We start from the raw sequence: 25,652 nt of genomic DNA, 5'->3' as shown, positions 1-25,652 counted from the left end.
ATTATCGATGATTATTTCATCGTCGGGATAACGAATTCTGCTCCATCTTTAACACCAGACGGCCAGCGCGAGGTGACTGTCTTGGTCTTGGTGTAGAAGCGGAAAGCATCCGGGCCGTGCTGGTTGAGATCGCCGAAGCCCGAAGCCTTCCAGCCGCCAAAGGTGTAGTAAGCAATCGGAACCGGAATCGGCACATTGATACCGACCATGCCAACCTGAACACGGCTGGCAAAATCGCGGGCTGCATCGCCGTCACGGGTGAAGATAGCAACGCCATTGCCATATTCATGCTCATTCGGAAGAGCGAGAGCTTCTTCGTAGTTCTTGGCGCGAACGACGGAAAGAACCGGACCAAAAATTTCTTCCTTATAGATGCGCATGTCCGGTGTCACGTGATCAAACAGGCAGCCGCCCATATAGAAGCCGTTTTCATAACCCTGCATCTTGAAGCCACGACCATCGACCACAAGCTTTGCGCCTTCCTCAACGCCAAGATCAACATAGCCGCGAATGCGCTCAAGTGCGGCCTTGGTGACAACCGGACCATAATCAGCGGAATTGTCAGTCGATGGGCCGATCTTGAGTGCTTCAACGCGGGGGATCAGCTTTTCCATCAGTCGGTTTGCTGTTTCTTCACCGACCGGAACCGCAACAGAGATCGCCATGCAGCGTTCGCCAGCCGAACCGTAACCGGCACCGATCAGCGCATCCACGGTCTGATCCATATCCGCATCCGGCATAATCAGCATGTGGTTCTTGGCACCACCGAAACACTGGACGCGCTTGCCGTTCGAGCAGCCACGACCGTAGATATATTGGGCAATTGGTGTCGAGCCGACAAAGCCGATTGCCTGTACATCCTTATCGTCGAGCAGCGCATCAACCGCATCCTTGTCGCCGTTGACAACGTTGAAAATGCCAGCCGGAAGGCCTGCTTCCATGAACAGTTCGGCAAGACGCATCGGTACGCCCGGATCGCGTTCGGATGGCTTCAGCACGAAGGCATTGCCGCAGGCAATTGCCGGGCCAGCTTTCCAGAGCGGAATCATGGCAGGAAAGTTGAACGGCGTAATACCGGCAACAACGCCGAGTGGCTGGCGCATCGAATAGGTGTCGATGCCGGTGCCTGCATTGTCGGTGAATTCGCCCTTCAACATATGAGCGGAACCAAGGCAGACTTCCACCACTTCCAGACCGCGCTGAATGTCGCCCTTGGCGTCAGCGATCGTCTTTCCGTGCTCACGCGCCAGCAGTTCTGCAAGGCTGTCATATTCAGCCTCAACCAGTTCAAGGAATTTGCGCAGAATGCGAACGCGGCGCTGCGGATTGGTTGCAGCCCATGCTGGCTGAGCCGCCTTTGCATTTTCAACCGCGGCACGGACCTCATCTTTTGTGGCCAGCGCCACAGTGCCTTGCACCGTGCCGTCAAGCGGCTGATAAATATCAGCCGTACGACCGCTTTTGCCAGCTACATGCTTGCCGCCGATGAAATGACCTACTGTGCGCATCAAAACGCCTCCCTTATGTTGTTCCTTAAGGCGGCGTCAAAAGCCGTCTTCTTGTAGCCCATCCTGACTCTGCAAATTCGTTATTGCAAGGCGCTGAAAAGCGTATCCGTTGTGCATTTTTTATAGTACAAGATCACGCGGAGAGAATTGCCATGAACTGGGATGATATTCGGATATTTCTGGCTGTTGCGCGCTCGGGACAAATTCTGGGCGCGGCCAAAAGATTAGGCATCAACCACACCACGGTTGCACGCCGTCTCACTGCCCTTGAAACAGCGCTCTCGACAACGCTTCTGACGCGACGCACCAATGGTTCGACATTGACGCAGGCCGGCGAAGAGTTTCTTCTAGCAGCAGAACGTATGGAAGCGGAAATGCTTTCGGCCCGTGCGCAGGTGGGCAATGCCGATGTTGCCGTATCCGGCACAGTGCGTATCGGCGCACCCGATGGCTTCGGTGTGAATTTTCTCACCCCCCGGCTTGCACGTCTCACGCAACAATATCCTGATCTCACCATTCAGCTGGTGCCTGTGCCGCGCTCGTTTTCGCTGTCACGGCGCGAAGCGGATATTGCCATTACTGTGGAACGTCCCGAGCAAGGGAGGCTGATCGCCCGCAGGCTGGTAGATTATACGCTCGGTCTTTATGCGCATCGCAGTTACCTTGAGGAACATGGCGCACCACAATCGATCGAAGAACTGAGCGGCCACAGGCTGATCGGCTATGTTGAAGACCTCGTGGTCAATCCATCGCTTGCCTATGCCGCAGAGATCAGCCGCGACTGGAAACCGGATTTTGAAGTGTCGAGTGCACTGGGTCAGGTGGAGGCGGTGCGGGCCGGTGCTGGTATCGGTATTCTCCATGCGTTCATCGCACGCGCTGACCCCGACCTCGTCCCGCTTTTTCCCGATCGCACCATTCGCCGCGCCTATTGGCTGACCTACCATGAATCCGCACGCACACTCCGCCGCGTGACAGCCGTCTCAGCGTTGATTTCGCAGCTGGTTGAAAGTGAAAAATCGCTGTTTAGCTAACCTTCATATAAACAACCATGGCCCCGACAATCATAGCGGCTGGTACGAACAAGGCATCAAGACCAATAAAATAATGGCCGAGGCCACCGCCCACAGCGCCAAGCATCAAGGCCAGCCAAACTGCGACATGCTGCAACCACCGCCACTTTGGTGTTTCACCGCGCAGAGAACAGGCAAGATCGGCAGCGGCATTAAAGAGCGTGCCGGTTACGTAAGTTACACCCAGACGCGCAGCGCCAATCGGTTGTACGGCCGCGTTTTGCGCACCCATTGCGGCGGCAAGCAGCAGGACCGGCTGGATAAACATTGCGCCTTCGCGCCGCAGGACGCCAACCAACAACAAAATCGCCACCACACTGGCCATCACATAAAGACTACCCGCACGACCGTAAGCACGAACGACAAGTGTTCCAAAGAAAGCGCCCACGAAAAACAGGACAATCAAGATAGCGGGAAACCAGATCAGAACCTCGCCCTGCACGCCCGGCTGCCCGGCAATCGCAGTCCCAAGTTGCGTGGTGTTGCCACTCATGAAAGATGCAAAGAAACCGCCCAGTTGCAGGAAGGCAATTGCATCAACGAAACCAGCGGATGCCGTCAGAACCAAGCCAAGCGATAGCTTCGAATTCGGTGTCATTCTTCTCAAGCTTTGAAAGATGCTGGCCGGTCCTTAAAACCGGGCCATTATTATGATTGGTGGATCGCGCAATCCGGCCGAAATAATCCAAAATCATCAGACGCGTTTGACGATCCGCAGGATTATCAAAAGGATAGCGGCGCCGATAAAGGCATTGACGATTGAGGCAACCACGCCACCGCCAACCGAGAAGCCGAGACGAGGCAGTAACCAACCGGCAAAGAAGGCACCGATCACGCCGACAATAATATTGCCGATGATGCCGAAACCACCGCCCTGCACCACTTTGCCTGCCAGCCAGCCTGCAATCAGCCCCACAAACAGAAAGACAATAAGACTCATACCGTCCATAAGCAATTCTCCCTCTCAGCACACGTCCGCGACATATCTCGGACGAGTTGACTATGAGTCGGCCCGACAGGCAAGAGGCTTGTAAACTAGGGAGCGAGATGGCGGAAAGCGCTCACGACCTCTTCGTAAACCTTGCGCTTGAACGGCACGATCAATTCAGGTAGCTCCTGCATTGGCTTCCACGCCCATTCCTCAAACTCCGCTGTATGACCACCGGGCGGCGGATTGATTGCAATCTCGCTCTCATCACCTTCAAAGCGATAGGCGAACCATTTCTGGGTCTGCCCGCGATATTTACCCTTGAGGGCCTGCCCGACGAGATGTGCCGGCAGATCATAATTGATCCAGTTCGGCGCTTCTTCAAGCAGCGACACCGACGTCATGCCGGTTTCCTCGTAAAGCTCACGCAGCGATGCAACTGCCGGATCCTCACCCTTGTCGATACCACCCTGCGGCATCTGCCAGAGCTGCGTTGCACCATCCATTTCATCACCGGGGATAACAATGCGGCGCCCCGCCCAGACCAGACCGGCCTTGTTGAGAACCATCAACCCCACGCAAGGGCGATAAGGCAAGCTTTCCGGATCAACAGGGCCTTTGTGTTTCGACATGATATCTCCGTGAAATGGCTATTTGCGCAGCAATTGATATGCGGCGGAACATACAGTTTCAATATTATTGAACTGCGACAAAAGAAAACGCGGAAGTTTGAACTCCCGCGTTTGTTGTTTCATTCGCCTTCAAAGGCAATTAATTCAGAACGCCTTTTTTGACATCCGGCGGGAAGGCAGCATTCGCAACTTCGCCACGAAGAAGCTTGAGTGCTTCATTGAGCTGCACATCATCCTTGGCCTCAAGTGGCACATAAGCTGCGGAACCTGATCCCTGATCATCTTCCTGATTGCCTTTGATGTGTCCCTTCAGCTCCGATTCTCCACGAACAACATCCTGACCGAGCATTTCAGCTGGCAGCGGCTGTTCAACCTTGATGTCTGGCGTAATACCTTTGCCCTGGATCGACTTCCCCGAGGGCGTGTAATAGAGTGCCGTCGTCAGACGCAGTGAGCCATTTTCGCCAAGCGGGATAATCGTCTGAACAGAGCCCTTGCCGAAGGACTGCGTGCCAAGAACGGTTGCGCGGCGATGATCCTGCAGCGCACCAGCTACGATTTCCGAAGCACTGGCCGAACCACCATTGATGAGAACGATCACCGGCTTGCCATCAGCCAGATCACCCTTGCGCGCATCGAAGCGCGTCACATCCTGCGGATCACGACCACGGGTCGAAACGATTTCTCCCTTGTCGAGGAAGGTATCAGAAACAGCGACAGCCTGATCGAGCAGACCACCCGGGTTGAGGCGAAGATCAAGAATATAGCCCTTGAGCTTGTCGCCCGGAAGCTTTTCCTGAATATCTTTGATCGCCTTCTTGAGATCATCGGATGTCTGTTCGGTAAAGGAAATAACACGCAGATAGCCAACATCATTTTCGACACGCGAACGAACAGCCTTCACCTTGATGACTGCACGGTCGATCTTGAGCGTAATCGGCTTTTCAGCGCCTTCGCGAATGAGTGTCAACTCAATCGGCGAACCAACTTCACCACGCATCTTCTCAACAGCATCACTGAGGCTGAGACCACGAACTTCCTGACCATCGATCTTGCTGATCAAATCGCCTGCGAGAACCCCAGCTTTAGAGGCTGGCGTATCGTCGATTGGCGCGATGACTTTCACCAGATCATTGTCCATGGTCACTTCGATGCCAAGGCCGCCAAATTCACCCTTGGTCTGCACCCGCATATCCTGCGCCGCTTCCGGGTTGAGGTAAGACGAGTGCGGATCAAGCGACGTCAACATGCCGTTTATAGCGCTTTCGGTCAGCTTTTTATCATCGGGCGGCGTCACATATTGCTGACGCACACGCTCGAAAATATCTCCGAAGAGAGCCAGGTCCTTATAGACGTCGCTGTCTTTCCCCGCTGCGGCGAAAGCCGTAGAAGCGGGTGCGCCCTGAACCATCACCATGGCTGACGCCCCTAACAGCGCTCCGGCGAACAGCAGCGACAGTTTACGTATCATTTTGTGTCCTTCCAGAAAGCCGTTCGGTCCACCAAGGGGCCGGATCAACGGGTTTTCCATCTTTTCGAAACTCAATGTAGAGCAATGGCGCACCATTGCCCACCTCTATCGGTGCCACACTTGCGAGAAGTTTTTCACCCATTGCACCAACAGGTTCACCCGCCAGCACGAACTGCCCCTGAGCCACATCGATTCGACCCATTCCAGCCATCACGATATGATATCCACCGCCAGCATCGAGGATCAAGAGCTGGCCATAAGATCGGAATGTTCCTGCATATAGTACCACACCGTCAGAAGGTGACGTAATCGTGGCAGCAGGCAAGGTTTCTAAAACCTGCCCCATCATGTTGCCACCAACGCCATCCTTTTGTGCAAAATGGCGAATCATTTTTCCAGCGGCAGGCAGGATCAACCGTCCCTGCAACGACGCAAAATCGATCTGCGCGTGAAGACGGTTCTCTTCAGGCGTTGATTCTCCGGCCTTTTCTTGCGCCTTTGCCAAACGCTCTGTTTCCGCTGTACGTGCAGCTTCAGCAGCATCGCGGATACCCGCCATCTGCTTATCGAGTCCATCAATCAGTTCTTTAAGGCTTCCGGCCCGGTCGGCGAGTTCTTCCGAACGCTTACGCTCTGCCACGATTTCCTGCTCGGATTGAACCTGCAATTTCTTCTTTTCTTCAAGAAGAAGTGATTGACGCTTTTGTTCTTCGGCCTGTGCCGTGCGTGTTGCCTTGAGTTTTTCCTGCTCCTGCTCGATAGAAGAGGTCACACGCTGCATATCTTTCAGATCGCCGGTCAGTTCTTCAACCTGCCCACGCATTTCCGGCACCACCGCACCAAGCAACACCGCACTGCGCACCGATGCCAATGCATCGTCCGGGCGCACAAGAATAGCTGGCGGCGGGTTCAGGCCCATGCGCTGCAACGCAGCCAACACCTCTGCCAGAACGCTGCGCCGTGCACGCAAGGAGGTACGAATTCCATCTTCCTGTTCGCGCAAGGAAACGAGCTTGTCGGCACTATCAGAAATGTCCTGCTGCAGCTTCTTGTCCGTCTTTGCAGACTGAATAAGCGCTGCCGTAATCGTTGCCTGATCTTTCTTTAGATTGGCTACCTCGTCTTCGAGCTGCTTCAGCTTGTCGCTTGATACCGAGAGTTGGGTGCTGAGCTGCTCATATTCACTTGCTGCCTTGTCACGCTGCTGCTGGATTCCTTCTTGCGCAAAAGCCGGCATTGCGCCTGACATAAGCGCAGCCGCAACAAAGCCGACCCGCACCAAGGCAGGCAGCAAAGGCTTTTTTGAAAGGCGAAAAGGACTCATGGCGCGCTATATCAGAAAGAAACAAGGCCAAAACTAGCCGCAGAGCATTAAGGAATTGTTAGCCATAGGCAATCTGTGAAATTACGCTGCGGCCATTTTCTCTTTGGTCATTTCAGAGAATTGAATATGCTGTCACGGCGCCAAATCAGGATAGCTCTGCACATATTCGTGCAATTCACGCCGATAGCGCCAGACTGCCCGCGCGCGGTGTTTCCAGAGGTCGCGGCGTGGGTGCTTCCATGGCTTTTCTGGACCATGGAAGTGCACGATGATGTCTGGCACGGATTTGCTTTCTTCAACGTCGCCCCCAAGCCGGGCGATGTGGCGCCGCTGCCGCTCAGCCTGCCGCCACGACGAATTATAAGCCGGGTTGAGCAGATGCACGCGATCCCGAAAAACATTGTTGAGATGGTCCTGATCGCCCAGCGGGCAGGCAGAAGCACGAACCAGATCATGCATGGCCCGGTGCAGTTCAGGCTCCGCGCGGATAACATCGGTTTCAAGCAGAAGAACACCGGAGTTAAAGTAGCGCGATATATCGCTTTGCTGCATCACCCCCTGTAGCTCACGGACACGGGGCATACATTTTTCGCGCACCTTGAGGCTGCGTGCAGACCATTTCGCCACAACGCAATCGCGCACCGCACCAATCGGGCAACCATTGAGATTAAGCGCGAAAAGTGGGGCAACATCGCCTACGACCTGTGTATCGCCATCAATGTACAGAACGCGACCTGAAATTCTGGTCGGAATATGCAGACGCCCCATTGATGCGGCAGAGATATAGGCCGTTGGCCCTTTTGCCCCGTCTAAATCATCCTGGGTAAGAGCAAGGCAATTCAGCGTGACTGCGGGGTTTTTGGAAGCGACCCGATGCACCGCTTCCCAATCCTCACCGCTTAATCCATCGCCCCAGAAATGGATAATACCCGGGAGAGACAAGTGGCGCAGAACGCCCCACATCGCCACCAGCGTTGGCTTGAGAAAACCACGATCGGTCACAAATGCGATCTGCGGAAGCGTTTTATTCGTCGATGAAAGCGACATGCAATTCTTCAAATGATTCACAAGGCAGTTACAAAACCTGACCCGCACATCAACTATTAGAAGAGCATGAAATAATTAGGAACGATGATAGGGATGTCCTGCAAGAATTGTTGCAGCCCGATATAATTGCTCAGCAATCAATATACGGGCAATCTGATGCGGCCATGTCAGCTCCCCCAAAGCGAGAACCAGATCGGCGCGCGAACGCAAAGCAGGATCGTGCCCATCCGGGCCACCAATGGCGACAATCAGATGGCGCTTGCCATCATCACGCATACGACCGATGCGTTCGGCAAATGCTTCCGAGCCGATCGCCTTGCCGCGCTCGTCGAGCAGGATAAGGGCAGCACCATTATCGAGTGCTTCATTGATGCGCTGTGCTTCTTCGGCCTTGCGCAGTTCAACCGTCTGTCCGCGACTTTCGGGGATTTCGCTCACACCGGCGAATTCAAGCCCAAGCGGCGGCCCCGCCTTGGAAAAACGGTCGAAATAACGCTCAACCAACTCCCGCTCGGGGCCGGCTTTCATCCGGCCCACGGCCATAACACTCACACGCATCGCGTCCTCATAACGACCTAGAGCGCATTTCGATCAAATCGGCGCTCTAACTCTTTCTTTTAACACGCATCTCTATCCGAAAACCGTTTCACACTTTTCGGGATGCGCTCAAATCAGTGCACCGTACCCGATGCGCGCTGATCTTCGAAATCGTCGTTGATCCAGATTTTTTCCAGATTGTAGAAATCACGAATTTCCGGACGGAAAATATGGATGACGATATCGCCTGTATCGATGAGAACCCAATCACCGCCCTCGAGTCCTTCGACCCGCATATCCTTGCAGCCCATTTCACGAAGGGCCTGCAAAAGATGATCAGCGACAGCCGTCACATGACGATGCGAACGACCAGATGCGACGATCATATAATCGCCGATCGAAGATCTTCCACGGATGTCTATGGGGATAATGGATTCTGCTTTGGAGTTTTCGAGACTGGCCAAAGCCGCGTCGAAGGTCTGGGACACGAAAGCTGTTTCGTTCATCCCGACCGATGAAGGCGCGTGTTGAGCCTTCTTCTCAATTGCTGTTCTCAGTGTAGTTCCTTTCCGACAAGAACAACGCAATACGGCATTCATAAGCACCGTACAAACCTAAGATAGGCAGAGTCCCTGTATTCTTTCAAGAGTTTTGGCTTGTTAAGCTCATTCACTTTTTCAATTTCTGTTTACGGAGCGCCGTCGACGAAAGCGAGGATCGCGGTCCGTGAATGAAGGTCCAGGCCGGAGGTCTACGCCGTGCAAGGATCGGCGCGTAATGTTCATCTAGCCGACTATCGGAAAATGTTTGCGCCATCCGTGAGGACAAATAAGCCAAAGTCGAACCCGGCCTGTCGATGACTGCAATCGGGAAATTCTGCGCAATCTCCCGCCAGCGCTGCCAGCGATGGAAGGAAGCCAGATTGTCCGCGCCCATAACCCAGACGAAATGCACACCGGGATTGGCCTTGCGGATCAACGCCAGAGTGTCTGCTGTGTAACGCACGTTAAACGCGGCTTCCAGCGCCGTCACCTTGATGCGGGGGTCACTTGCGACATGCTCACTGAGTCCCAGACGTTCAGCAAGCGGCGCAAGTTCGCGTCTATCCTTCAGCGGATTGCCAGGCGTCACCATCCACCAGAGCTGGTCAAGCTTCAGCCGCCGAATGGCGATTTCAGCGACCAGCGCATGACCACCATGCGGTGGGTTGAACGAGCCACCAAACAGGCCGACCGTCATGCCCTTTTCGACATGAGGCATACGCAAATAGTGCGAATCGACGTTCGGATAACTCGCCTTTAATGCGGAAAGCCCGAAGCCGAACCGCATCAGCCTCTAACCTGTCCGTTTCCACGAACACGATATTTGAAAGAGGTCAGTTGTTCGACACCAACCGGACCACGCGCATGCATCTTGCCGGTGGCAATTCCAATTTCCGCCCCCATGCCGAACTCGCCACCATCTGCAAACTGCGTCGATGCATTATGCAGCAGAATGGCCGAGTCGATCTCGTTGAAAAAGCGCGCAACGACATCCGCATCCTCAGCCACAACAGCTTCTGTGTGGTGGGAGGAGTAACGGTTGATATGCTCAATCGCGCCCGAGACGCCATCAACGAGCGCCACCGAAATGATCGCGTCAAGATATTCGGTCGACCAGTCTTCTTCCGTGGCAGGCTTAGCGCTCGCATACAGCGCTATGACTTCATCGCTGCCGCGAATTTCGCAACCCTTGGCGGCGAGATCTTCAAGAACCGGCACCAGATGCGTTTGAGCCACTCCGCGATCCACAAGCAAGGTTTCGGTTGCACCACAAATGCCGGTGCGGCGCATTTTGGCGTTCACAGCAATCGCACGCGCCATATCGAGATCTGCCGACTTGTCGATATAGAGATGACAGATGCCTTCGAGATGCGCGAAAACCGGCACGCGGGCTTCTGACTGCACCCGCGCAACGAGGCTTTTGCCGCCGCGTGGCACGATCACGTCAATCGTCCCGTTAAGACCTTTGAGCATTTCGCCAACTGCCGCACGGTCTGTAACTGGCACAATCTGAATAGCGTCTGCAGGCAATTGCGCTGCCTCCAGTCCCGCGACCAGTGCCTTGTGAATAGCAGCCGATGAATGCGCGGAATCTGAACCGCCACGCAGGATAACCGCATTGCCAGCTTTAAGACATAGCGCGCCAGCATCTGCGGTCACATTGGGACGGCTTTCATAGATCACACCGATGACGCCCAATGGTGTACGAACGCGCTCGATATGGAGACCATTCGGACGATCCCATTCGGCAATCACTTCACCGACTGGGTCATTCAATTCAGCAATAGCGCGAATACCATCGGCAATCGCCTGAATACGACTGTCATCGAGTGTCAGCCGATCAACAAACGAAGCGGCCATCCCGCTTTCTGCAGCATTGGCAAGATCGAGCTTGTTGGCTCTCAGAATGGCATCTTTGCTTGCAAGAATATTATCTGCGGCATCAAGCAGGGCTTTGTTTTTCTGTTGAGGCGAAGCAATGGAAAGCGGAGCCGCTGCCTGTCTGGCTTTACGACCAACTTCTGCCATGATGGCTGCGATGTCAGTTCCGGCGTCCACTTTGTTCAACATCCTCTTCCCCTTACGCTTGTTCCGTCTCGGCAGTAGTCACACCCCGTACTACCAGATCATTGCGATGGATCATTGCAGCCCGCGCATCATAACCAAGAATGGCACCGATCTCATCGCTTTTGTGCCCGGCAATTTTGCGCGCATCTTCCGCATCATAAGCAATCAGACCGCGCGCGATTTCACGGCCGTCCTCGTTGAGAACTGCAACCGTATCGCCACGTTCAAACTGACCAACAATCTCTTTCACGCCCGCAGGCAAAAGCGACTTGCCGGATTTCAGCGCCTTGGCTGCACCGGCATCGACACTCAAACGACCAGCGGGTTCGAGATTACCGGAAATCCAGGTCTTCCACGCATTAACCGGCGCACGCGCTGGTTCAAACAATGTCGCGCGTTCCCCCCGATCAATAGCCGAAAGCGGCCCCATACGTGTGCCGGAGGTGATAATCATCGCAGTGCCTGCCGCATTGGCTATCTTGCCCGCGTCAAGCTTGGTCTTCATGCCACCGCGCGAAAGCTCTGATGCCGCGGCACCCGCCATCGCCTCAATTTGAGGTGTGATTGTTGTAACGAGCGGCAAAAACTGTGCATTCGGGTCTTTATGCGGCGGTGCCGTGTAAAGACCATCAATATCCGAAAGCAGAATCAGAAGATCAGCCCCCATCATGGTGGCAACACGGGCTGCCAGACGATCATTATCGCCATAACGGATTTCCGTTGTCGCAACCGTATCATTCTCATTAATGATCGGCACGGCGCCGAGCTTCAGAAGCGTTTCAATCGTTGCGCGCGCATTGAGATAACGGCGACGCTCTTCCGTATCCGAAAGTGTCACGAGAATCTGACCCGACTTGATGCCATGGCCACCAAGCACATCGGCATAGGCTTTTGCGAGCGCAATTTGCCCGGCGGCTGCCGCCGCCTGACTTTCTTCCAGTTTCAGCGATTTTTTCGGCAAACCAAGAACAGTACGTCCAAGCGCAATGGCACCGGATGAAACAACCAGAACTTCGACGCCCGCATGATGAAGCGCCGCAATGTCCTGACCCAGGCTCTCAAGCCAGTTTTGCTTGAGTCCGGTTGAGCGATCCACCAGAAGGGCAGAACCTATTTTGATAACAATGCGGCGATAGTCTTTAAGATGTTTGAGCATATCTTCATTTCCTGCGCCGCATTCTCAAGCGCATCCCGAAAAGTGTGAAGCGGTTTTCAGACAAGATGCGCGACCAAATAAAACCCTATGCTTATTCTTCTTCAGCCGTACCAGCTTCAAGCGCACGGCTATGATCAATAACAGCCGCCAGCTGGCGTAGCGCATCGTTAAGACCCTCATGGCTGACAGCTGAAAGCAACAGCGGCTCACGCCCGCAAGCCTTCTTCAGCGCCTTCACCTTTTCCTCGCGTGCATCCGGATCAAGCGTATCAATCTGCGACAGCGCCACGATTTCCGTCTTGTCCGCAAGGCCATGTTCATAGGCCTCCAGTTCACCGCGAATGACGGTGTAAGCCTTTGCAACATCTTCTTCCTGTGCCGACACCAGATGCAGAAGCACGCGGGTACGCTCGACATGACCCAGGAAACGATCGCCAAGACCAATCCCTTCACTGGCGCCCTCAATCAGGCCCGGAATATCGGCAATGACGAATTCACGCGCATCGACGCGTGCCACACCGAGGTTGGGGTGCAGCGTCGTAAAAGGATAATCGGCAATCTTGGGCTTTGCAGCCGTCACACTTGCCAAAAAGGTCGATTTACCCGCATTCGGCAGGCCGACCAGACCAGCGTCAGCAATCAGCTTGAGCCGCAGCCAAAGTGTACGCTCAATGCCGTCCTGACCAGGATTGGCGCGACGCGGCGCGCGATTGGTCGAGGTCGTGAAATGCAGATTGCCAAAGCCGCCATTACCACCCTTGGCCAGACGGTAACGCTGGCCAATTTCGGTGATGTCACAGATCAGCGTTTCATCATCTTCTTCAAAAATTTGCGTACCAACCGGCACTTTGAGAATGACATCATCGCCCTTGCCGCCAGTCATGTTGCGGCCCATGCCATGCATACCGGTCTTGGCCCGGAAGTGTTGCTGATAGCGATAATCAATCAGCGTATTGAGGCCATTGACGGCTTCCACCCAGACATCGCCACCGCGCCCGCCATCGCCGCCATCAGGGCCACCGAATTCAAGAAACTTCTCACGGCGGAACGACACGGCCCCCGCCCCGCCATTGCCGGAGCGGATATAAATCTTGGCCTGATCGAGAAATTTCATTGAACCTTACCTCTTGCGACGCATAAGAACTTGATTGGCGCGTCTTAACTTGGGGATCGCGCACAATCGCGCGCAATCCGATTTGCAATTACAGCAAAACCCGTGTCCTGCAAACAGCAGAAACATAAGGTTTTCAGCCTAAATTCAGTTTCCACTCAGGATCACTGAAATCAATATAGAGCAGTTCCTGATCCAGATACTGACCCTGCACATAAAGCGACTTGCGTTCAACACCATAGGATTTGAAACCAAGCTCATAATAGATGCGCTTCGCAGGCTCATTGGTCGCCACGACTTTCGCATCCAGTATCACGACGTGCTCAGCCGCGTGTTCGATAATCTGCCCAACAAGCGCCCTGCCAAGTCGCAAGCCACGCGCTTCCGGTGTAACATAGACACTGACCAGCGTGCCACGATGGCGCTCGGACCTGCGTTCATGGCGGAAAAAGCCAGCGATACCCATCAGGTTTTCACCATCAAAGGCACCGAAAATGACATTGCCGTTCACCTGCTCCAGACGACGCGCAAACACGCTGTCGGAATAGGCATTTTCTTCTTCAAAAGTCGATCCGAAAGTTTGCGGCGCAAGCTGCAATGCAGACAGGCGTATTGCGCGGAACCGGTGCAGGTCTCCCTTATCCACTGCGCGAACAACAACCCTTTCCCGAGCAACAGCGTAAATATCGTCCATTATATTCCCCAATGATTATCAGTCCTGCGATTTGCACGCAGGACCTTTTTTTGATTATGACTGCCAGCTTCTCAGGCCGATCCAGGTCCGCCGGTCGAGGACATAACGCTCGACAGGGACATTCCCGGCTGAAAGAGAATCCGCCATGCCCATGCTACTAAACTGGAAGCCGCACTTATGAATCACGCGGCGCGAACCGCTGTTGCTGGCGTGGCACGAAACATGCAGACGCTCGATTGCGGTGGCCCGGAAAGCCAGGTCGATCAATGCATGGGCCGCCTCCGTGGCAAAGCCATGCCCCCAATAGGGCTCGCCCAGCCAATAGCCGATCTCCAGACCTTCGCCATGGCTGTGCGGATGGATGCCACAACAACCCATGAAGATGCCAGTTTCAGCTTGGGTAATCGCATAGATGCAATTGCCCATCTCGCCTTTTCGGACGCGCTCGACAAAATCGACTGCATTTTCGCGGGTGTATGGATGAGGCATACGGGCGAGCATAGCGGAGACGCGGGCGTTATTGGCAAGATAGGAAATTGCATCCACGTCTTCGGTGTGCGGCGGGCGGAGCACCAGCCGGTCCGTGACAAGGACGGGACAATCTAACTGATCTGCTAATCCAGGCGAGAGATCAGCATAACTGGCCTCCCGCTCGCTACAGCTCTCGTAATATTCTTCTTCTAAAACTTCGACGACCATTTGCCTGTCCTCCAGATGCAAAAAGGGAAGATGGTTGTCCCATCTTCCCTTCGATCTTTAGGCTGGTCGCCATATATACCGGGTCCAATGGGACGCCGGTATTTATGAGTGCCCGGCTTACTCTGCTGCTTCCGCGATCGGGTTTACCGATACGTAGGTGCGACCGTTGGCTTTCGTGCGGAAAGCAACGGAACCGTTGGTGGTAGCAAAAATAGTGTGGTCTTTACCGAGGCCAACATTGGCGCCCGGATGCCACTTCGTGCCGCGTTGGCGCACGATGATGTTGCCAGAAACGACAGCTTCGCCGCCGAACTTCTTCACGCCCAGGCGCTTCGACTCTGAATCGCGACCGTTACGCGACGAACCACCAGCTTTTTTGTGTGCCATTGGATTTCTCCTTTAATCTCTTCTACTTACTCAGCCGACTCGGCCTTGGCTGCAGCCTTCTTAGGCGCTGCCTTCTTTGGCTTTGCGGCTTCGCCTTCAGCTGCGTCTGCCTTAGGAGCCTTCTTCTCAGCGGCCTTCTTCGATGGCTTTGCGCCGTCGGTGAGGATCTCCGAGATACGGATCGTCGTCTGTTCCTGACGATGACCGCGGGTGCGCTTCGAATTCTGACGGCGACGCTTCTTGAATGCGATAACCTTGCGTGCACGGCCCTGCTCAACGACTTCAGCCGTTACGAGAGCGCCAGCTACGGTCGGAGCACCGATCGTCGTGCCAACCAGCAGAACTTCTGCGAATTCTACGATGTCGCCAGCTTCGCCAGCAACTTTTTCAATCTTGATCAGGTCATTTGCGGCAACGCGGTACTGCTTGCCACCGGTCTTAATGACTGCGAACATTTGTTGTCCTTTCGGTTGTTCGGTCCGGCTCTCATTTCCACGACATTTGCGCCGAAGTGATGGGCCGTCTTTTTATCAGTCGGTTGGTGAGCGGGCTTTATGCCCTTGATTACAACTCTGGAAACCCGAAATTCGTAATCAAAACAATAGGCGCGGATTACTCCACGCCTGAAGTCTGGTGCTTATAGGTTGGAAGCTAAAGAAAAGTCAAGAATTTTCACAACAGAATGCAAATTAGGTCTTGTCTAATTGCATTTGGCTCGTTATTGAGCCGCTACACACTTAGCATTCGCTTTAGATGCTTATCAACGGCGCGGTTTTATAGACTGCTTTACCCTTGGTGCACAATGCGGAGAGGTGGCTGAGTGGTCGAAAGTACCGCACTCGAAATGCGGCGTGGGGGTAACTCCACCGTGGGTTCGAATCCCACCCTCTCCGCCATTTTATTGGTAAATACCAACAATATGCTCGAATTACCTCACATCTTGCGAGGTGTTAATTAAGCGGCTCGCGGATATTTTCCAATAAAGGGCCACGTTTACGGATCGATCAGACGGGTTTTAAACTCGCTACCAAACAATCAGCAACTCTTCGGGCAGACTGATAGAATACCTTCCGGGCGCACAGGACAAACGAGCCTTTAAATATCGCCTATCTGTGAGCAATGTCCAGCTTGAACGCGCCATCCATTCTCCACTGATCGCCATAGCCTTGTATAGGCAAACACTCCAGAAATCGGCATTCCGTCAAATAAGCCTGTGAGATTTGCCTTTGCGGTTGCAATAACCATATTCTCAACAGGCTGAAAACGAGTCTCAAAAAGGTCAAGGCTGTGAATGCATAGCACTCGACTGCGGTGCGCCGCCAAGTCGTCTTGCTTTGTCATAACATTGCCGATGGGTCCGGTAAAAATCAAATCATCACAAATGAGATCATCAAGGGCATCGACATCTTCCGAAATCATTGCCAAGCGCAGTTGTTTTTCGCAATCTATCGCGGCTTCTATGGTGCTCGGCATAGGTATAACCTCGGGTAGGTGAGTCGCTGAAAGTCAACTTAAGCCGCGGAATGAAAAATTACAGCTTTTTAAACACGAAAAGACTGCTGCGACGCCAATCAGCTCCCTCTATCTGGTTGCTTCTCCCCATTCCGACTAAGGGGTCATGACAATAAATGATCGCGACGCTAAAGTTTCCTATAACTTCAATTTGCATGACTTGGGCGGATGCCGCACAACGCTTGGCAATCTGGCCTGACGAAAGACTTTTCGGCCGGGAAACATGGGACACGTCGATAAGTCCAGAATTTCCGCGCTAAAGGAGATTGGGGGTAAGTCGCATTATTGATCTGCGAAGCCAAAAAGAAAGACGCGCCCAACTTGACCCATTCAGCCATGAATACGGCGCCGAACTTATTACCATTTCACTCTTTGACGATCTCTCCCCTTATCAGCAGCCGCAAGGCAATGCGCTTCAGGATCCCAGTATTCATGCGCTGGAAACTCAGGGGCCGATGGCAGGCACAGGTTCGCAGACGTGGAATGAAGCCACGCTGCAAATCGTTCGACAGTGAGAACGAAGCCGAGAAGTGGACGCGTGAACTAGGTTCAGGACTCGTTGATCAAAGCCAGAAGATGACGATTGCTGCGAGAGCAATAGCGGAGAAGAAGGCCATCGGGCACTGGTCGTAACGCGTAGCAACGCGCCGCCAATCCTTGATGGGAAAGATGCCCTCGTCACCCAAGCGTTTCCAGCGGTTATAAAGCGTCTTGGAGGGACCGTATTCCTTCGGTGCATCGCGCCATCTGAGGCCATTGCGGTTTACGAAGATGATGCTACTCAGAACGCGTCGATCATCAACCGCTGACGGCCATGGCTCTTGGGGAAATAGGGCTGAAAACGAGCCATTTGCGCTTCCGTCAGCCAAAACAAATTACTCATCAGCCAGGTTCCTTCTCGCAAAGCCTGAATCACGCCCCTCAGCTAAAATCAATAGGTCCTGACCCTAACTTGCCGTACGAATAGTTTTGATCCCAATTATCAGAAATCGAGCGTTGAATGGCATTTTGCAACTTTTGAAGTCCCGGCTCTCCTGATACCGGAGCAATGGAAATAATCAGAGGATCATACTGCCCATAAACATTGTATTGCACCACGCTAAAGATTTTCTCCACCAACCTGTCAGATGAGATTCTTGCGTGATTTGCTATCTATCTGCATCATGATTTAGACATTGATAATATTACCATTACAATCGTCACAGAGCTCAAATACTGAATCTGCAAGCGGGAGAAACCGCCATATAACCTCAAAACCTTAATTCGGATCAAGCGGCGCGCTTCTCTCCACGATCGTCTTAAGCTGGCTTTCGAGATCAGATTTAAAAGACTTGATCTTCTTCCATCCGAAGACGACGTTTGTGGTGCGCATTGCCCACGCTGATCTCAATGAGTAAATTCAACCAATCGCTCAAAGCCAAGCGCCTCCAGATTCTTTGCGTTCAGAGTGGTTTTGAATGCCCTAAGTAGTCTCGTCCATTGGCACGATGAAAGTTGAGGAGCCGCTTCATTCTCAGCAGGGTTTAAAGGTCTCGAGACTTCTCGAAGAGAGCTAAACTGTGCTAGATGGCCTTATGAATGAGCTGTCAGATGTTTCTCCCGTTTATAACCCGCCGCTGGAGCCGTATGTTTCGATCATCCATCGTGATACGGCTATTCTGGTTCTGGATAAGCCAAGCGGGCTGTTATCCGTCCCCGGACGTCATCCCGCGCTTTCTGACAGCCTGGCCACACGCGTCCAAAAACAGTTTCCAGAAGCATTGATGATCAATCGTCTGGACAAGGACACGTCCGGTCTCGTGCTCATGTCACTCAATCGTAAAGCCCACGCCTCTATTGCTGCGCAGTTTGAAGCGCGCACGACAGAGAAGCGCTACATTGCAGAGGTTTGGGGGCAGGTGGAACACGACGAGGGACTGATCGATCTTCCACTGGCGATTGATCCTGATAGTAAACCGCGTCATCGGGTGGATCCCGATAATGGCAAGCCCGCCCAGACACGCTGGCAAGTGCTGCAACGTCATCAAAACAGCACACGGATGCAATTGTTTCCGCTGACCGGTCGTACGCATCAATTGCGCGTTCATATGAAAGCGCTGGGACATGTTATTCTCGGCGATGCGTTTTATGCCGAAGGGGATGCACTTGCCTCGGCAGACCGCTTGCTTCTTCACGCAGAAGAAGTCGCTTTCCGTCACCCGGATGGTCGTCATGTGAAATTCACAGCCCCTTGCCCATTCTAACAATGGCTATGTTTCGGAATTATCTATGTCGCAGAAAATAGACACATCGGAACTGATCGTTGATTTTGTCGGCGGTGCCGTCGGGCATCGCTTTCGTTCTGGTGAGGGACGCGGACAGGCTCTGGCAAAAGCAGCCGGTCTCACAGGTGGCATTACGCCAGACATTGTGGACGCAACAGCAGGCCTTGGCCGCGACGCTTTTCTGCTCGCTTCACTGGGGGCGAAGGTAACGCTGATAGAGCGATCAGAGAAAATGCATGATCTGCTCGCTGAAGGGCTGGCACGCGCTGCAGCTGAAGGCGGTCAATATGCGGAAACCGTAGCGCGCATGACGCTGTTACACGGCGATTCCAGCCTACTCATTCCCGACCTCAAACCAAAAGTCGTTCTGGTGGATCCCATGCATCCACCGCGAGGCAATACAGCGCTGGTCAAAAAGGAGATGCGTCAAATCCGCGAGATTGTCGGCACCGATGCAGATTCTGAGAAGCTGATGCAGGTGGCATTAGAGCATGCACAAAATCGTGTCGTACTCAAATGGCCATTACGTGCTGAACCGATGGCAGGGCTGCGAAAACCCTCCCATCAGATCCTTGGCAAAAGCACCCGTTACGATGTTTTTGTAAAAGCGAAGATCGTGGCAATCTAAAGGTTTGTAAAAACCTGAATACTCTCAAAACTTAATGCGCAATCATTTCCTCAACGATTTCCTTGCCCGACAACGATGACGGATAATAGGTCGGCCAATTCACAAGCTCTTGCAGCAAAGCAGCGCGTTCATTTCCCCAATAGAGATGGTAATGCGAAGCTTTTTCAGGCGCTATACTGTGATCACTGAACTGAATATAAAGCGGTGCAGAGCTATCTCCTGACGTTTTTTTAAATACGTAGCGCACACCCCGTTTACCTTTATCGTAGTTCAGTATCTCATAACCATCGCTTGCATAAATACCGGACGCCTGATTTTCCTTATCGTGGAAAGTAATCTTGTCGCCATCAATGACAATGCGGTTCGTATCCGTCTTATAACCAGTGTTGTAATAGTCATGGTACTGCTGGGCAGTCTTATCACCATGCTTTGCTTTGTGAGCGAACACCGGTTCAAGTGTGCCGTCCTTCAGATATGGATAGACGGACTGCCAATCGCCTTCCCAATCAGAAAGAGAACGATCCCTGATTTGACTGTTCTTGAAATAGCCCTGCGCAATGTCATTGTCGTGACTATGGGAGTGGCTATGTGCATGCGCCGACTTATCGCCCGTCTTTGATGTTTCGTGCGCAATCGCTTGACTGCTTGGCAATGCAGCCGAAAAAATGCCAATGACTGCCAGTTTTGCAAGCGTTTTAAGCATCTTAAAATTCCTCGTCTGTGATGCGAAGTGCTTCTTTAATCGCAAGTTTCGATATGTAATAACATAACATACCGATCTAAACAGCTTTTAACGCCATGGCAATAGTGATCAGGCACAGTGCAACAAAATAATGCCCTATGGTGAAAAGAAGAGTACCGATCGGAGTGAATCTGTTCGACGCTCAATTGAAAAGTGAGGCTGGGAAAAGCGCTCAAATGCAGTATGCTTTGCAGCGAAATAGTGTTGTGCGCAAGATTGAGGCCGAATGAAAAAGAATATTGATCTTACAACTGCGCCCATCAATCAGGCCTTATTGCTTTTCGCCCTGCCAACACTCGGCTCGTCAATCCTGCAATCGGCGAATGGCTCCATCGATACAATCTGGATCGGCCAGTTGCTGGGAACAGACGCTCTCGCGGCGACAACTAACGGCAATCTGGTGATGTTTCTCCTGACCGCATTTGTCTTCGGCTTCGGCATGGCCTCGACCATTCTGATCGGACAGTCCTTCGGGCGCCGGGATATCGAAACAGCGCGCGCCATCACAGGTACGACGCTCGGGGCCTTTATTCCTGTCAGCATTATCGTGGCTGTGGTCGGCTGGTTCCTCGCACCCTATGTCCTGGGCCTGCTCGGTACTCCCGATACAATTGAACCGCTGGCTCGCGCTTTCCTGCAAGTCACTTTCGTCGCAATGCCTGCCATTCTCATGCAGACAATTCTGATGATGGCTCTGCGCGGCAGTGGCGATTCCATGACTCCGCTCATATTCATGGGACTTGCCGTCATCCTCGATATTGCGCTTAACCCAGTGCTCATTCTTGGGATAGGCCCAATTCCCGCGCTGGGCATATCAGGCTCGGCACTCGCCACAGCCGTAGCAAATTATATCAGCCTCGCCTCAATGCTCATCTATGTCTATCGCAAGGATTTGCCATTACGTCTCAAAGGACAGGAGCTTTGGCTTCTCGTACCGGATCTCAAGGTCTTGAGGCTGATTTTCAGCAAAGGACTTCCAATGGGCATTCAGATGATCGTGGTCTCGAGTGCCATGCTGACAATGATGCGGCTGGTCAATCAGGAAGGAGTCAATACGACTGCAGCCTTTGGCGCGACACAACAATTATGGACCTATGTTCAGATGCCGGCCATGGCGCTAGGCGCAGCGGTCAGTGCAATGGCTGCGCAGAATATCGGTGCAGGCAAATGGGATCGGGTCAACAGTATCACCCGCATTGGTGTCTTCTACGCTATCCTTATGACAGGTATTCTGGTTGTGGTGCTGCTCATTGCGGACAAACAGGCGATGCAGATTTTTTTGGGCTCTGACAGCCCGGCCATTCCGATCGGTCAGCACATCGGCAAGATCGCAACATGGGGCTTTATCGCCTTTGGCGTTTCTATGGTTCTGTTTGGGAGCGTACGGGCGAATGGGCAGGTTATCTGGCCGCTTATCATCCTGTTTGTTTCGATGTATCCGGTTCGGCTCGGTGTTGCCGTGGGCATGCGCGATTGGCTTGGCGCGGATGCGCTTTGGCTGAGTTTCCCCGTCGCCATGCTTTCCACCCTTCTTATGGCAAGCGCGCTCTATCTTCATGGCGGATGGCGCAAAAACCAGTCGATGCATGTTGATAAGTTTGAGCAGAAGGGCACGGCTGTGGCCACGGCGCAGACAGCAGAAGCAGCGCCTTCGTCCAACGCCCTGACCCCGAACCCTCCGCATGTTCCAGAAAATACCTGAAGCTAAGCTCCACCGCTTGCATCCAGTATGTGCAAGCAGAGCAATTCATCGCTTAGAAGCACAAAGCCCGGCGGCGTCTTGTCGCCGGGTTTTTAGTGTTTAGACCCGGCGTTTTTCATTAAGAGCCTTTTTGTTTGGCGGACGCGGCATGATGCGTTTTCGCGGAGCAAGGTCTTCGGCTCGGCAGTATGATCGACGTTCATCATAAGGCCCAAACGAGTGATGACGGATAGATATCTAAACAAAAACCCCTGCACAGGGCGTACAGGGGATTGTCTGAATCGTTGGTTGCGGGGTCAGGCATTGCCCCGTTGGTCGGGTAATCGATACTCACTCGCTTACTTATCCTCCTTACCCTTCAGATTATGTTGGGCAGGACGACGCGCTACGATCGCCATTGAAGATGAAGTCTTCGCGGCTGGGATAATATCTGTTTTATGTTCTGGGGAATTGGTTGCGGGGGCAGGATTTGAACCTGCGGCCTTCAGGTTATGAGCCTGACGAGCTACCGGGCTGCTCCACCCCGCGCCATGGTTTTTATTATGAACCGGTTTGTTATTTTTGGCGAACTACGCGTTTTGTGACTGTTTTGTAATTATGAGAAGATGGATTGATTTGTGTGCTTAGCAGACCTGGCAGCGACCTACTCTCCCGTGTCTTAAGACAAAGTACCATTGGCGCTGGAGCGTTTCACGGCCGAGTTCGGAATGGGATCGGGTGCAGCCGCTCCGCCATAACCACCAGGTCGGCGAAGAACACAAATATGAGAAGCTGTTGTCTTTCGTGCTGTTATTTTCGCTCACGCCACATTCACTTTGTGAATGGCTGCGCGGGCGCGCCGAACATTCGGCGGCATACAGTCGTATGCTTATTGTCATCTTCGAAGTTTACTTCGCAAGGACAAAAGAGACATCGAACTTCGTTCGATGGATATTGTAAATGGGAGTGATCAAGTCGATCGAGCTATTAGTACCGGTAAGCTACATGCGTTGCCGCACTTCCACACCCGGCCTATCAACGTGGTAGTCTTCCACGGCTCTGATAGGGAATACTCGTTTTTAGGTGGGTTTCCCGCTTAGATGCCTTCAGCGGTTATCCCGTCCGTATATAGCTACCCTGCTATGCCGTTGGCACGACAACAGGTCCACCAGAGATACGTCCATCCCGGTCCTCTCGTACTAGGGACAGATCCTATCAATATTCCTACACCCACGGCAGATAGGGACCGAACTGTCTCACGACGTTCTGAACCCAACTCACGTACCGCTTTAAATGGCGAACAGCCATACCCTTGGGACCTGCTCCAGCCCCAGGATGCGATGAGTCGACATCGAGGTGCCAAACAACCCCGTCGATATGGACTCTTGGGGGTCATCAGCCTGTTATCCCCGGCGTACCTTTTATCCGTTGAGCGATGGCCCTTCCACGCGGGACCACCGGATCACTATGACCGACTTTCGTCTCTGCTCGACTTGTCAGTCTTGCAGTCAGGCAGGCTTATGCCATTGCACTCGACGAACGATTTCCGACCGTTCTGAGCCTACCATCGCGCGCCTCCGTTACTCTTTAGGAGGCGACCGCCCCAGTCAAACTACCCACCATACACGGTCCTGGACCCGGATAACGGGCCGCAGTTAGACATCCATATAGGTAAGGGTGGTATTTCAAGGATGACTCCACCATGGCTGGCGCCACGGCTTCAAAGTCTACCACCTATCCTACACATGCCGACACGAATGCCAGTGTAAAGCTATAGTAAAGGTGCACGGGGTCTTTCCGTCTAACCGCAGGAACCCCGCATCTTCACGGGGAATTCAATTTCACTGAGTCTGCGTTGGAGACAGCGGGGAAGTCGTTACGCCATTCGTGCAGGTCGGAACTTACCCGACAAGGAATTTCGCTACCTTAGGACCGTTATAGTTACGGCCGCCGTTTACTGGGGCTTCAATTCAATGCTTGCACATCTCCTCTTAACCTTCCAGCACCGGGCAGGCGTCAGACCCTATACGTCGTCTTGCGACTTCGCAGAGCCCTGTGTTTTTGGTAAACAGTCGCTACCCCCTGGTCTGTGCCACCCTCCAATAGTTGCCTAAAGAAGGGTCACGCTTCTTCCGAAGTTACGCGTGCATTTTGCCGAGTTCCTTCAACGCAGTTCTCTCAAGCGCCTTGGTATTCTCTACCAGTCCACCAGTGTCGGTTTAGGGTACGGTCTATATGCAGGAGCTATTTCCTGGAACCGCTTCGCTGCAAGATCAATCCAATAAGACCTCACAACACACGCAATCCGTCACTACCTGCAGGCCCACGAATATTAACGTGGTTCCCATCGACTACGCCTTTCGGCCTCGCCTTAGGGGCCGGCTAACCCTGCTCAGATTAACTTTAAGCAGGAACCCTTGGACTTTCGGCGAGGGAGTCTCTCACTCCCTTTATCGTTACTCATGTCAGCATTCTCACTTCCGATACCTCCAGGATGTCTCACGACTGTCCCTTCACAGGCTTACGGAACGCTCCGCTACCACGCACATACGTGCATCCACAGCTTCGGTGTATGGCTTTAGCCCCGGTACATTTTCGGCGCAAAGACCCTTATTTAGACCAGTGAGCTGTTACGCTTTCTTTAAATGATGGCTGCTTCTAAGCCAACATCCTGGTTGTTTTGGGATCCTCACATCCTTTCCCACTTAGCCATAACTTAGGGACCTTAGATGGTGGTCAGGGTTGTTGCCCTCTTCACGACGGACGTTAGCACCCGCCGTGTGTCTGCCCAGTAGTACTCCCCGGTATTCGGAGTTTGATTAGGATCAGTAAGACGGTGAGTCCCCATAGCCCATTCAGTGCTCTACCCCCGGGGGTATTCGCTGGACGCTCTACCTAAATAGATTTCGCGGAGAACCAGCTATCTCCAAGTTTGATTGGCCTTTCACCCCTAGCCACAAGTCATCCCGATCTATTGCAACAGATATGGGTTCGGTCCTCCAGTACGTGTTACCGTACCTTCAACCTGCTCATGGCTAGATCACTTGGTTTCGGGTCTAATGCAACGAACTGAACGCCCTGTTCAGACTCGCTTTCGCTACGCCTACACCTACCGGCTTAAGCTTGCTCGTTACACTAAGTCGCTGACCCATTATACAAAAGGTACGCTGTCACCCAGAACAAATCTTGGGCTCCAACTGTTTGTAGGCATTCGGTTTCAGGTACTATTTCACTCCCCTCGTCGGGGTGCTTTTCACCTTTCCCTCACGGTACTGGTTCGCTATCGGTCATGCACGAGTACTTAGGCTTGGATAGTGGTCTACCCATGTTCAGACAGGATTTCACGTGTCCCGCCCTACTCAAGGACTTAATCTCGCATTACGTGTACGGGGCTATCACCCACTCTAGCCAACCTTTCCAGATTGTTCCACTTTACTCAATTAAGCCACTGGCCTGGTCCGCGTTCGCTCGCCACTACTAGCGGAGTCTCGTTTGATGTCCTTTCCTCTGGGTACTTAGATGTTTCAGTTCCCCAGGTTCGCTTCTAACCCCTATGTATTCAAGGTTAGATACCTTATTACGATAACTAGAAAGATATTTAGTTCTCGCTCACGGGCCGTACGCATTGCTTCGCAATGCTGGCCCTGCG

General features: G+C 53.1%; 24 protein-coding genes, 2 tRNA genes, 2 rRNA genes and 2 pseudogenes (1 of these 30 running past the window's edge). 6 read left to right on the top strand and 24 right to left on the bottom strand.

Annotated features, from left to right (window positions below; genetic code table 11):
* Positions 1-11 precede the first annotated feature (11 nt).
* Positions 12-1,508 carry a CoA-acylating methylmalonate-semialdehyde dehydrogenase gene (locus H5024_RS02850; protein WP_187543934.1) on the bottom strand — a complete coding sequence of 499 codons (1,497 nt, stop codon included), beginning with the start codon at positions 1,506-1,508 and terminating at the stop codon, positions 12-14.
* 152 nt (positions 1,509-1,660) lie between these two features.
* Between H5024_RS02850 and H5024_RS02845 the strand changes: the two genes are divergently transcribed.
* Entirely contained in the window at positions 1,661-2,542 is an 882-nt protein-coding gene (locus tag H5024_RS02845; RefSeq protein WP_187543933.1) for a LysR family transcriptional regulator, read from the top strand.
* Here the strand turns inward: H5024_RS02845 and H5024_RS02840 are convergent.
* The 16 genes from H5024_RS02840 to rplU all read right to left on the bottom strand — a co-directional run bounded on the left by H5024_RS02840 (position 2,535) and on the right by rplU (position 15,631).
* Positions 2,535-3,179, bottom strand: a complete 645-nt coding sequence (locus tag H5024_RS02840) for a YoaK family protein (RefSeq protein ID WP_187543932.1) — start codon at positions 3,177-3,179, stop codon at positions 2,535-2,537. The two genes, H5024_RS02845 and H5024_RS02840, sit on opposite strands and share 8 nt — an antisense overlap.
* Before the next feature lie 96 nt (positions 3,180-3,275).
* Positions 3,276-3,530: a GlsB/YeaQ/YmgE family stress response membrane protein gene (locus tag H5024_RS02835; RefSeq protein ID WP_187543931.1), complete on the bottom strand. Its 255-nt coding sequence runs from the start codon at positions 3,528-3,530 to the stop codon at positions 3,276-3,278.
* An 86-nt stretch (positions 3,531-3,616) separates the two neighbouring features.
* On the bottom strand, positions 3,617-4,141 hold the full coding sequence (locus tag H5024_RS02830) for an RNA pyrophosphohydrolase (RefSeq protein WP_187543930.1): 525 nt from the start codon (positions 4,139-4,141) through the stop codon (positions 3,617-3,619).
* A 139-nt stretch (positions 4,142-4,280) separates the two neighbouring features.
* The gene (locus H5024_RS02825) at positions 4,281-5,612 is read right to left on the bottom strand and encodes a S41 family peptidase (protein ID WP_187543929.1); all 1,332 of its coding nucleotides are present in this window, start codon (positions 5,610-5,612) and stop codon (positions 4,281-4,283) included.
* A complete protein-coding gene (locus H5024_RS02820) occupies positions 5,602-6,861 on the bottom strand; it encodes a murein hydrolase activator EnvC (RefSeq protein WP_247875241.1) in 1,260 nt (419 codons plus the stop codon). Before H5024_RS02820 ends, H5024_RS02825 begins: the two co-directional genes overlap by 11 nt.
* A gap of 207 nt (positions 6,862-7,068) precedes the next feature.
* Entirely contained in the window at positions 7,069-7,983 is a 915-nt protein-coding gene (locus tag H5024_RS02815) for a glycosyltransferase (RefSeq protein ID WP_187543927.1), read from the bottom strand.
* A 75-nt stretch (positions 7,984-8,058) separates the two neighbouring features.
* Positions 8,059-8,541, bottom strand: a complete 483-nt coding sequence (gene rlmH / locus H5024_RS02810; protein WP_187543926.1) for a 23S rRNA (pseudouridine(1915)-N(3))-methyltransferase RlmH — start codon at positions 8,539-8,541, stop codon at positions 8,059-8,061.
* 113 nt (positions 8,542-8,654) lie between these two features.
* On the bottom strand, positions 8,655-9,026 hold the full coding sequence (gene rsfS / locus H5024_RS02805) for a ribosome silencing factor (RefSeq protein WP_187543925.1): 372 nt from the start codon (positions 9,024-9,026) through the stop codon (positions 8,655-8,657).
* 163 nt (positions 9,027-9,189) lie between these two features.
* Positions 9,190-9,849 (bottom strand): nicotinate-nucleotide adenylyltransferase, encoded by a 660-nt coding sequence (locus H5024_RS02800; protein WP_187543924.1) that lies wholly within the window; start codon positions 9,847-9,849, stop codon positions 9,190-9,192.
* Positions 9,849-11,132 carry a glutamate-5-semialdehyde dehydrogenase gene (locus tag H5024_RS02795; RefSeq protein ID WP_187543923.1) on the bottom strand — a complete coding sequence of 428 codons (1,284 nt, stop codon included), beginning with the start codon at positions 11,130-11,132 and terminating at the stop codon, positions 9,849-9,851. The genes H5024_RS02800 and H5024_RS02795 overlap by 1 nt, the downstream gene beginning before the upstream one ends.
* A gap of 10 nt (positions 11,133-11,142) precedes the next feature.
* A complete protein-coding gene (gene proB, locus H5024_RS02790) occupies positions 11,143-12,285 on the bottom strand; it encodes a glutamate 5-kinase (protein WP_187543922.1) in 1,143 nt (380 codons plus the stop codon).
* Positions 12,286-12,376: 91 nt separating this feature from the next.
* Positions 12,377-13,399 carry a GTPase ObgE gene (gene obgE, locus H5024_RS02785; protein ID WP_187543921.1) on the bottom strand — a complete coding sequence of 341 codons (1,023 nt, stop codon included), beginning with the start codon at positions 13,397-13,399 and terminating at the stop codon, positions 12,377-12,379.
* Between the two features lie 133 nt (positions 13,400-13,532).
* On the bottom strand, positions 13,533-14,090 hold the full coding sequence (locus H5024_RS02780; protein WP_187543920.1) for a GNAT family N-acetyltransferase: 558 nt from the start codon (positions 14,088-14,090) through the stop codon (positions 13,533-13,535).
* A gap of 54 nt (positions 14,091-14,144) precedes the next feature.
* A complete protein-coding gene (locus H5024_RS02775; protein ID WP_187543919.1) occupies positions 14,145-14,789 on the bottom strand; it encodes a GNAT family N-acetyltransferase in 645 nt (214 codons plus the stop codon).
* A gap of 117 nt (positions 14,790-14,906) precedes the next feature.
* Entirely contained in the window at positions 14,907-15,176 is a 270-nt protein-coding gene (gene rpmA / locus H5024_RS02770) for a 50S ribosomal protein L27 (protein ID WP_007876947.1), read from the bottom strand.
* 26 nt (positions 15,177-15,202) lie between these two features.
* Entirely contained in the window at positions 15,203-15,631 is a 429-nt protein-coding gene (gene rplU / locus H5024_RS02765) for a 50S ribosomal protein L21 (protein WP_187543918.1), read from the bottom strand.
* Positions 15,632-15,982: 351 nt separating this feature from the next.
* On the opposite strand from rplU, the gene H5024_RS02760 reads away from it, so the two are divergent.
* Positions 15,983-16,072 (top strand) — tRNA-Ser (locus H5024_RS02760).
* A 199-nt stretch (positions 16,073-16,271) separates the two neighbouring features.
* On the opposite strand, the gene H5024_RS02755 is transcribed toward H5024_RS02760, so the two are convergent.
* Entirely contained in the window at positions 16,272-16,649 is a 378-nt protein-coding gene (locus H5024_RS02755) for a nuclear transport factor 2 family protein (protein ID WP_187543917.1), read from the bottom strand.
* Positions 16,650-17,120: 471 nt separating this feature from the next.
* On the opposite strand from H5024_RS02755, the pseudogene H5024_RS21230 reads away from it, so the two are divergent.
* Positions 17,121-17,234 (top strand): annotated as a pseudogene (locus H5024_RS21230) (site-specific integrase); the annotation flags it as partial.
* A gap of 17 nt (positions 17,235-17,251) precedes the next feature.
* Here H5024_RS21230 and H5024_RS02745 read toward each other — a convergent pair.
* Together H5024_RS02745 and H5024_RS21595 are read right to left on the bottom strand one after the other, a co-directional pair.
* Positions 17,252-17,571, bottom strand: a pseudogene (locus H5024_RS02745) (transposase).
* A 38-nt stretch (positions 17,572-17,609) separates the two neighbouring features.
* Positions 17,610-17,840, bottom strand: coding sequence for a DUF6880 family protein (locus H5024_RS21595; RefSeq protein ID WP_348770683.1), 231 nt, complete (start codon positions 17,838-17,840; stop codon positions 17,610-17,612).
* 422 nt (positions 17,841-18,262) lie between these two features.
* On the opposite strand from H5024_RS21595, the gene H5024_RS02740 reads away from it, so the two are divergent.
* Both H5024_RS02740 and H5024_RS02735 read left to right on the top strand, forming a co-directional pair.
* Entirely contained in the window at positions 18,263-18,931 is a 669-nt protein-coding gene (locus tag H5024_RS02740) for a pseudouridine synthase (protein ID WP_187543915.1), read from the top strand.
* 25 nt (positions 18,932-18,956) lie between these two features.
* The gene (locus tag H5024_RS02735; protein ID WP_187543914.1) at positions 18,957-19,580 is read left to right on the top strand and encodes a class I SAM-dependent methyltransferase; all 624 of its coding nucleotides are present in this window, start codon (positions 18,957-18,959) and stop codon (positions 19,578-19,580) included.
* Between the two features lie 31 nt (positions 19,581-19,611).
* On the opposite strand, the gene H5024_RS02730 is transcribed toward H5024_RS02735, so the two are convergent.
* Positions 19,612-20,283, bottom strand: coding sequence for a metal-binding protein ZinT (locus H5024_RS02730; protein WP_187543913.1), 672 nt, complete (start codon positions 20,281-20,283; stop codon positions 19,612-19,614).
* A 265-nt stretch (positions 20,284-20,548) separates the two neighbouring features.
* On the opposite strand from H5024_RS02730, the gene H5024_RS02725 reads away from it, so the two are divergent.
* Entirely contained in the window at positions 20,549-22,024 is a 1,476-nt protein-coding gene (locus H5024_RS02725) for an MATE family efflux transporter (RefSeq protein ID WP_187543912.1), read from the top strand.
* Positions 22,025-22,475: 451 nt separating this feature from the next.
* Here the strand turns inward: H5024_RS02725 and H5024_RS02720 are convergent.
* The 3 genes from H5024_RS02720 to H5024_RS02710 all read right to left on the bottom strand — a co-directional run.
* Positions 22,476-22,552: transfer RNA gene (locus H5024_RS02720), tRNA-Met, on the bottom strand.
* Between the two features lie 102 nt (positions 22,553-22,654).
* Positions 22,655-22,769: ribosomal RNA gene (gene rrf / locus H5024_RS02715) — 5S ribosomal RNA — on the bottom strand.
* Positions 22,770-22,969: 200 nt separating this feature from the next.
* Positions 22,970-25,652, bottom strand: a 23S ribosomal RNA gene (locus H5024_RS02710) (it continues 239 nt past the right edge of the window).

The organism is Ochrobactrum sp. Marseille-Q0166, assembly GCF_014397025.1.
Lineage (GTDB): Bacteria > Pseudomonadota > Alphaproteobacteria > Rhizobiales > Rhizobiaceae > Brucella.
This window is presented reverse-complemented; position numbering and strand designations above follow the sequence as displayed.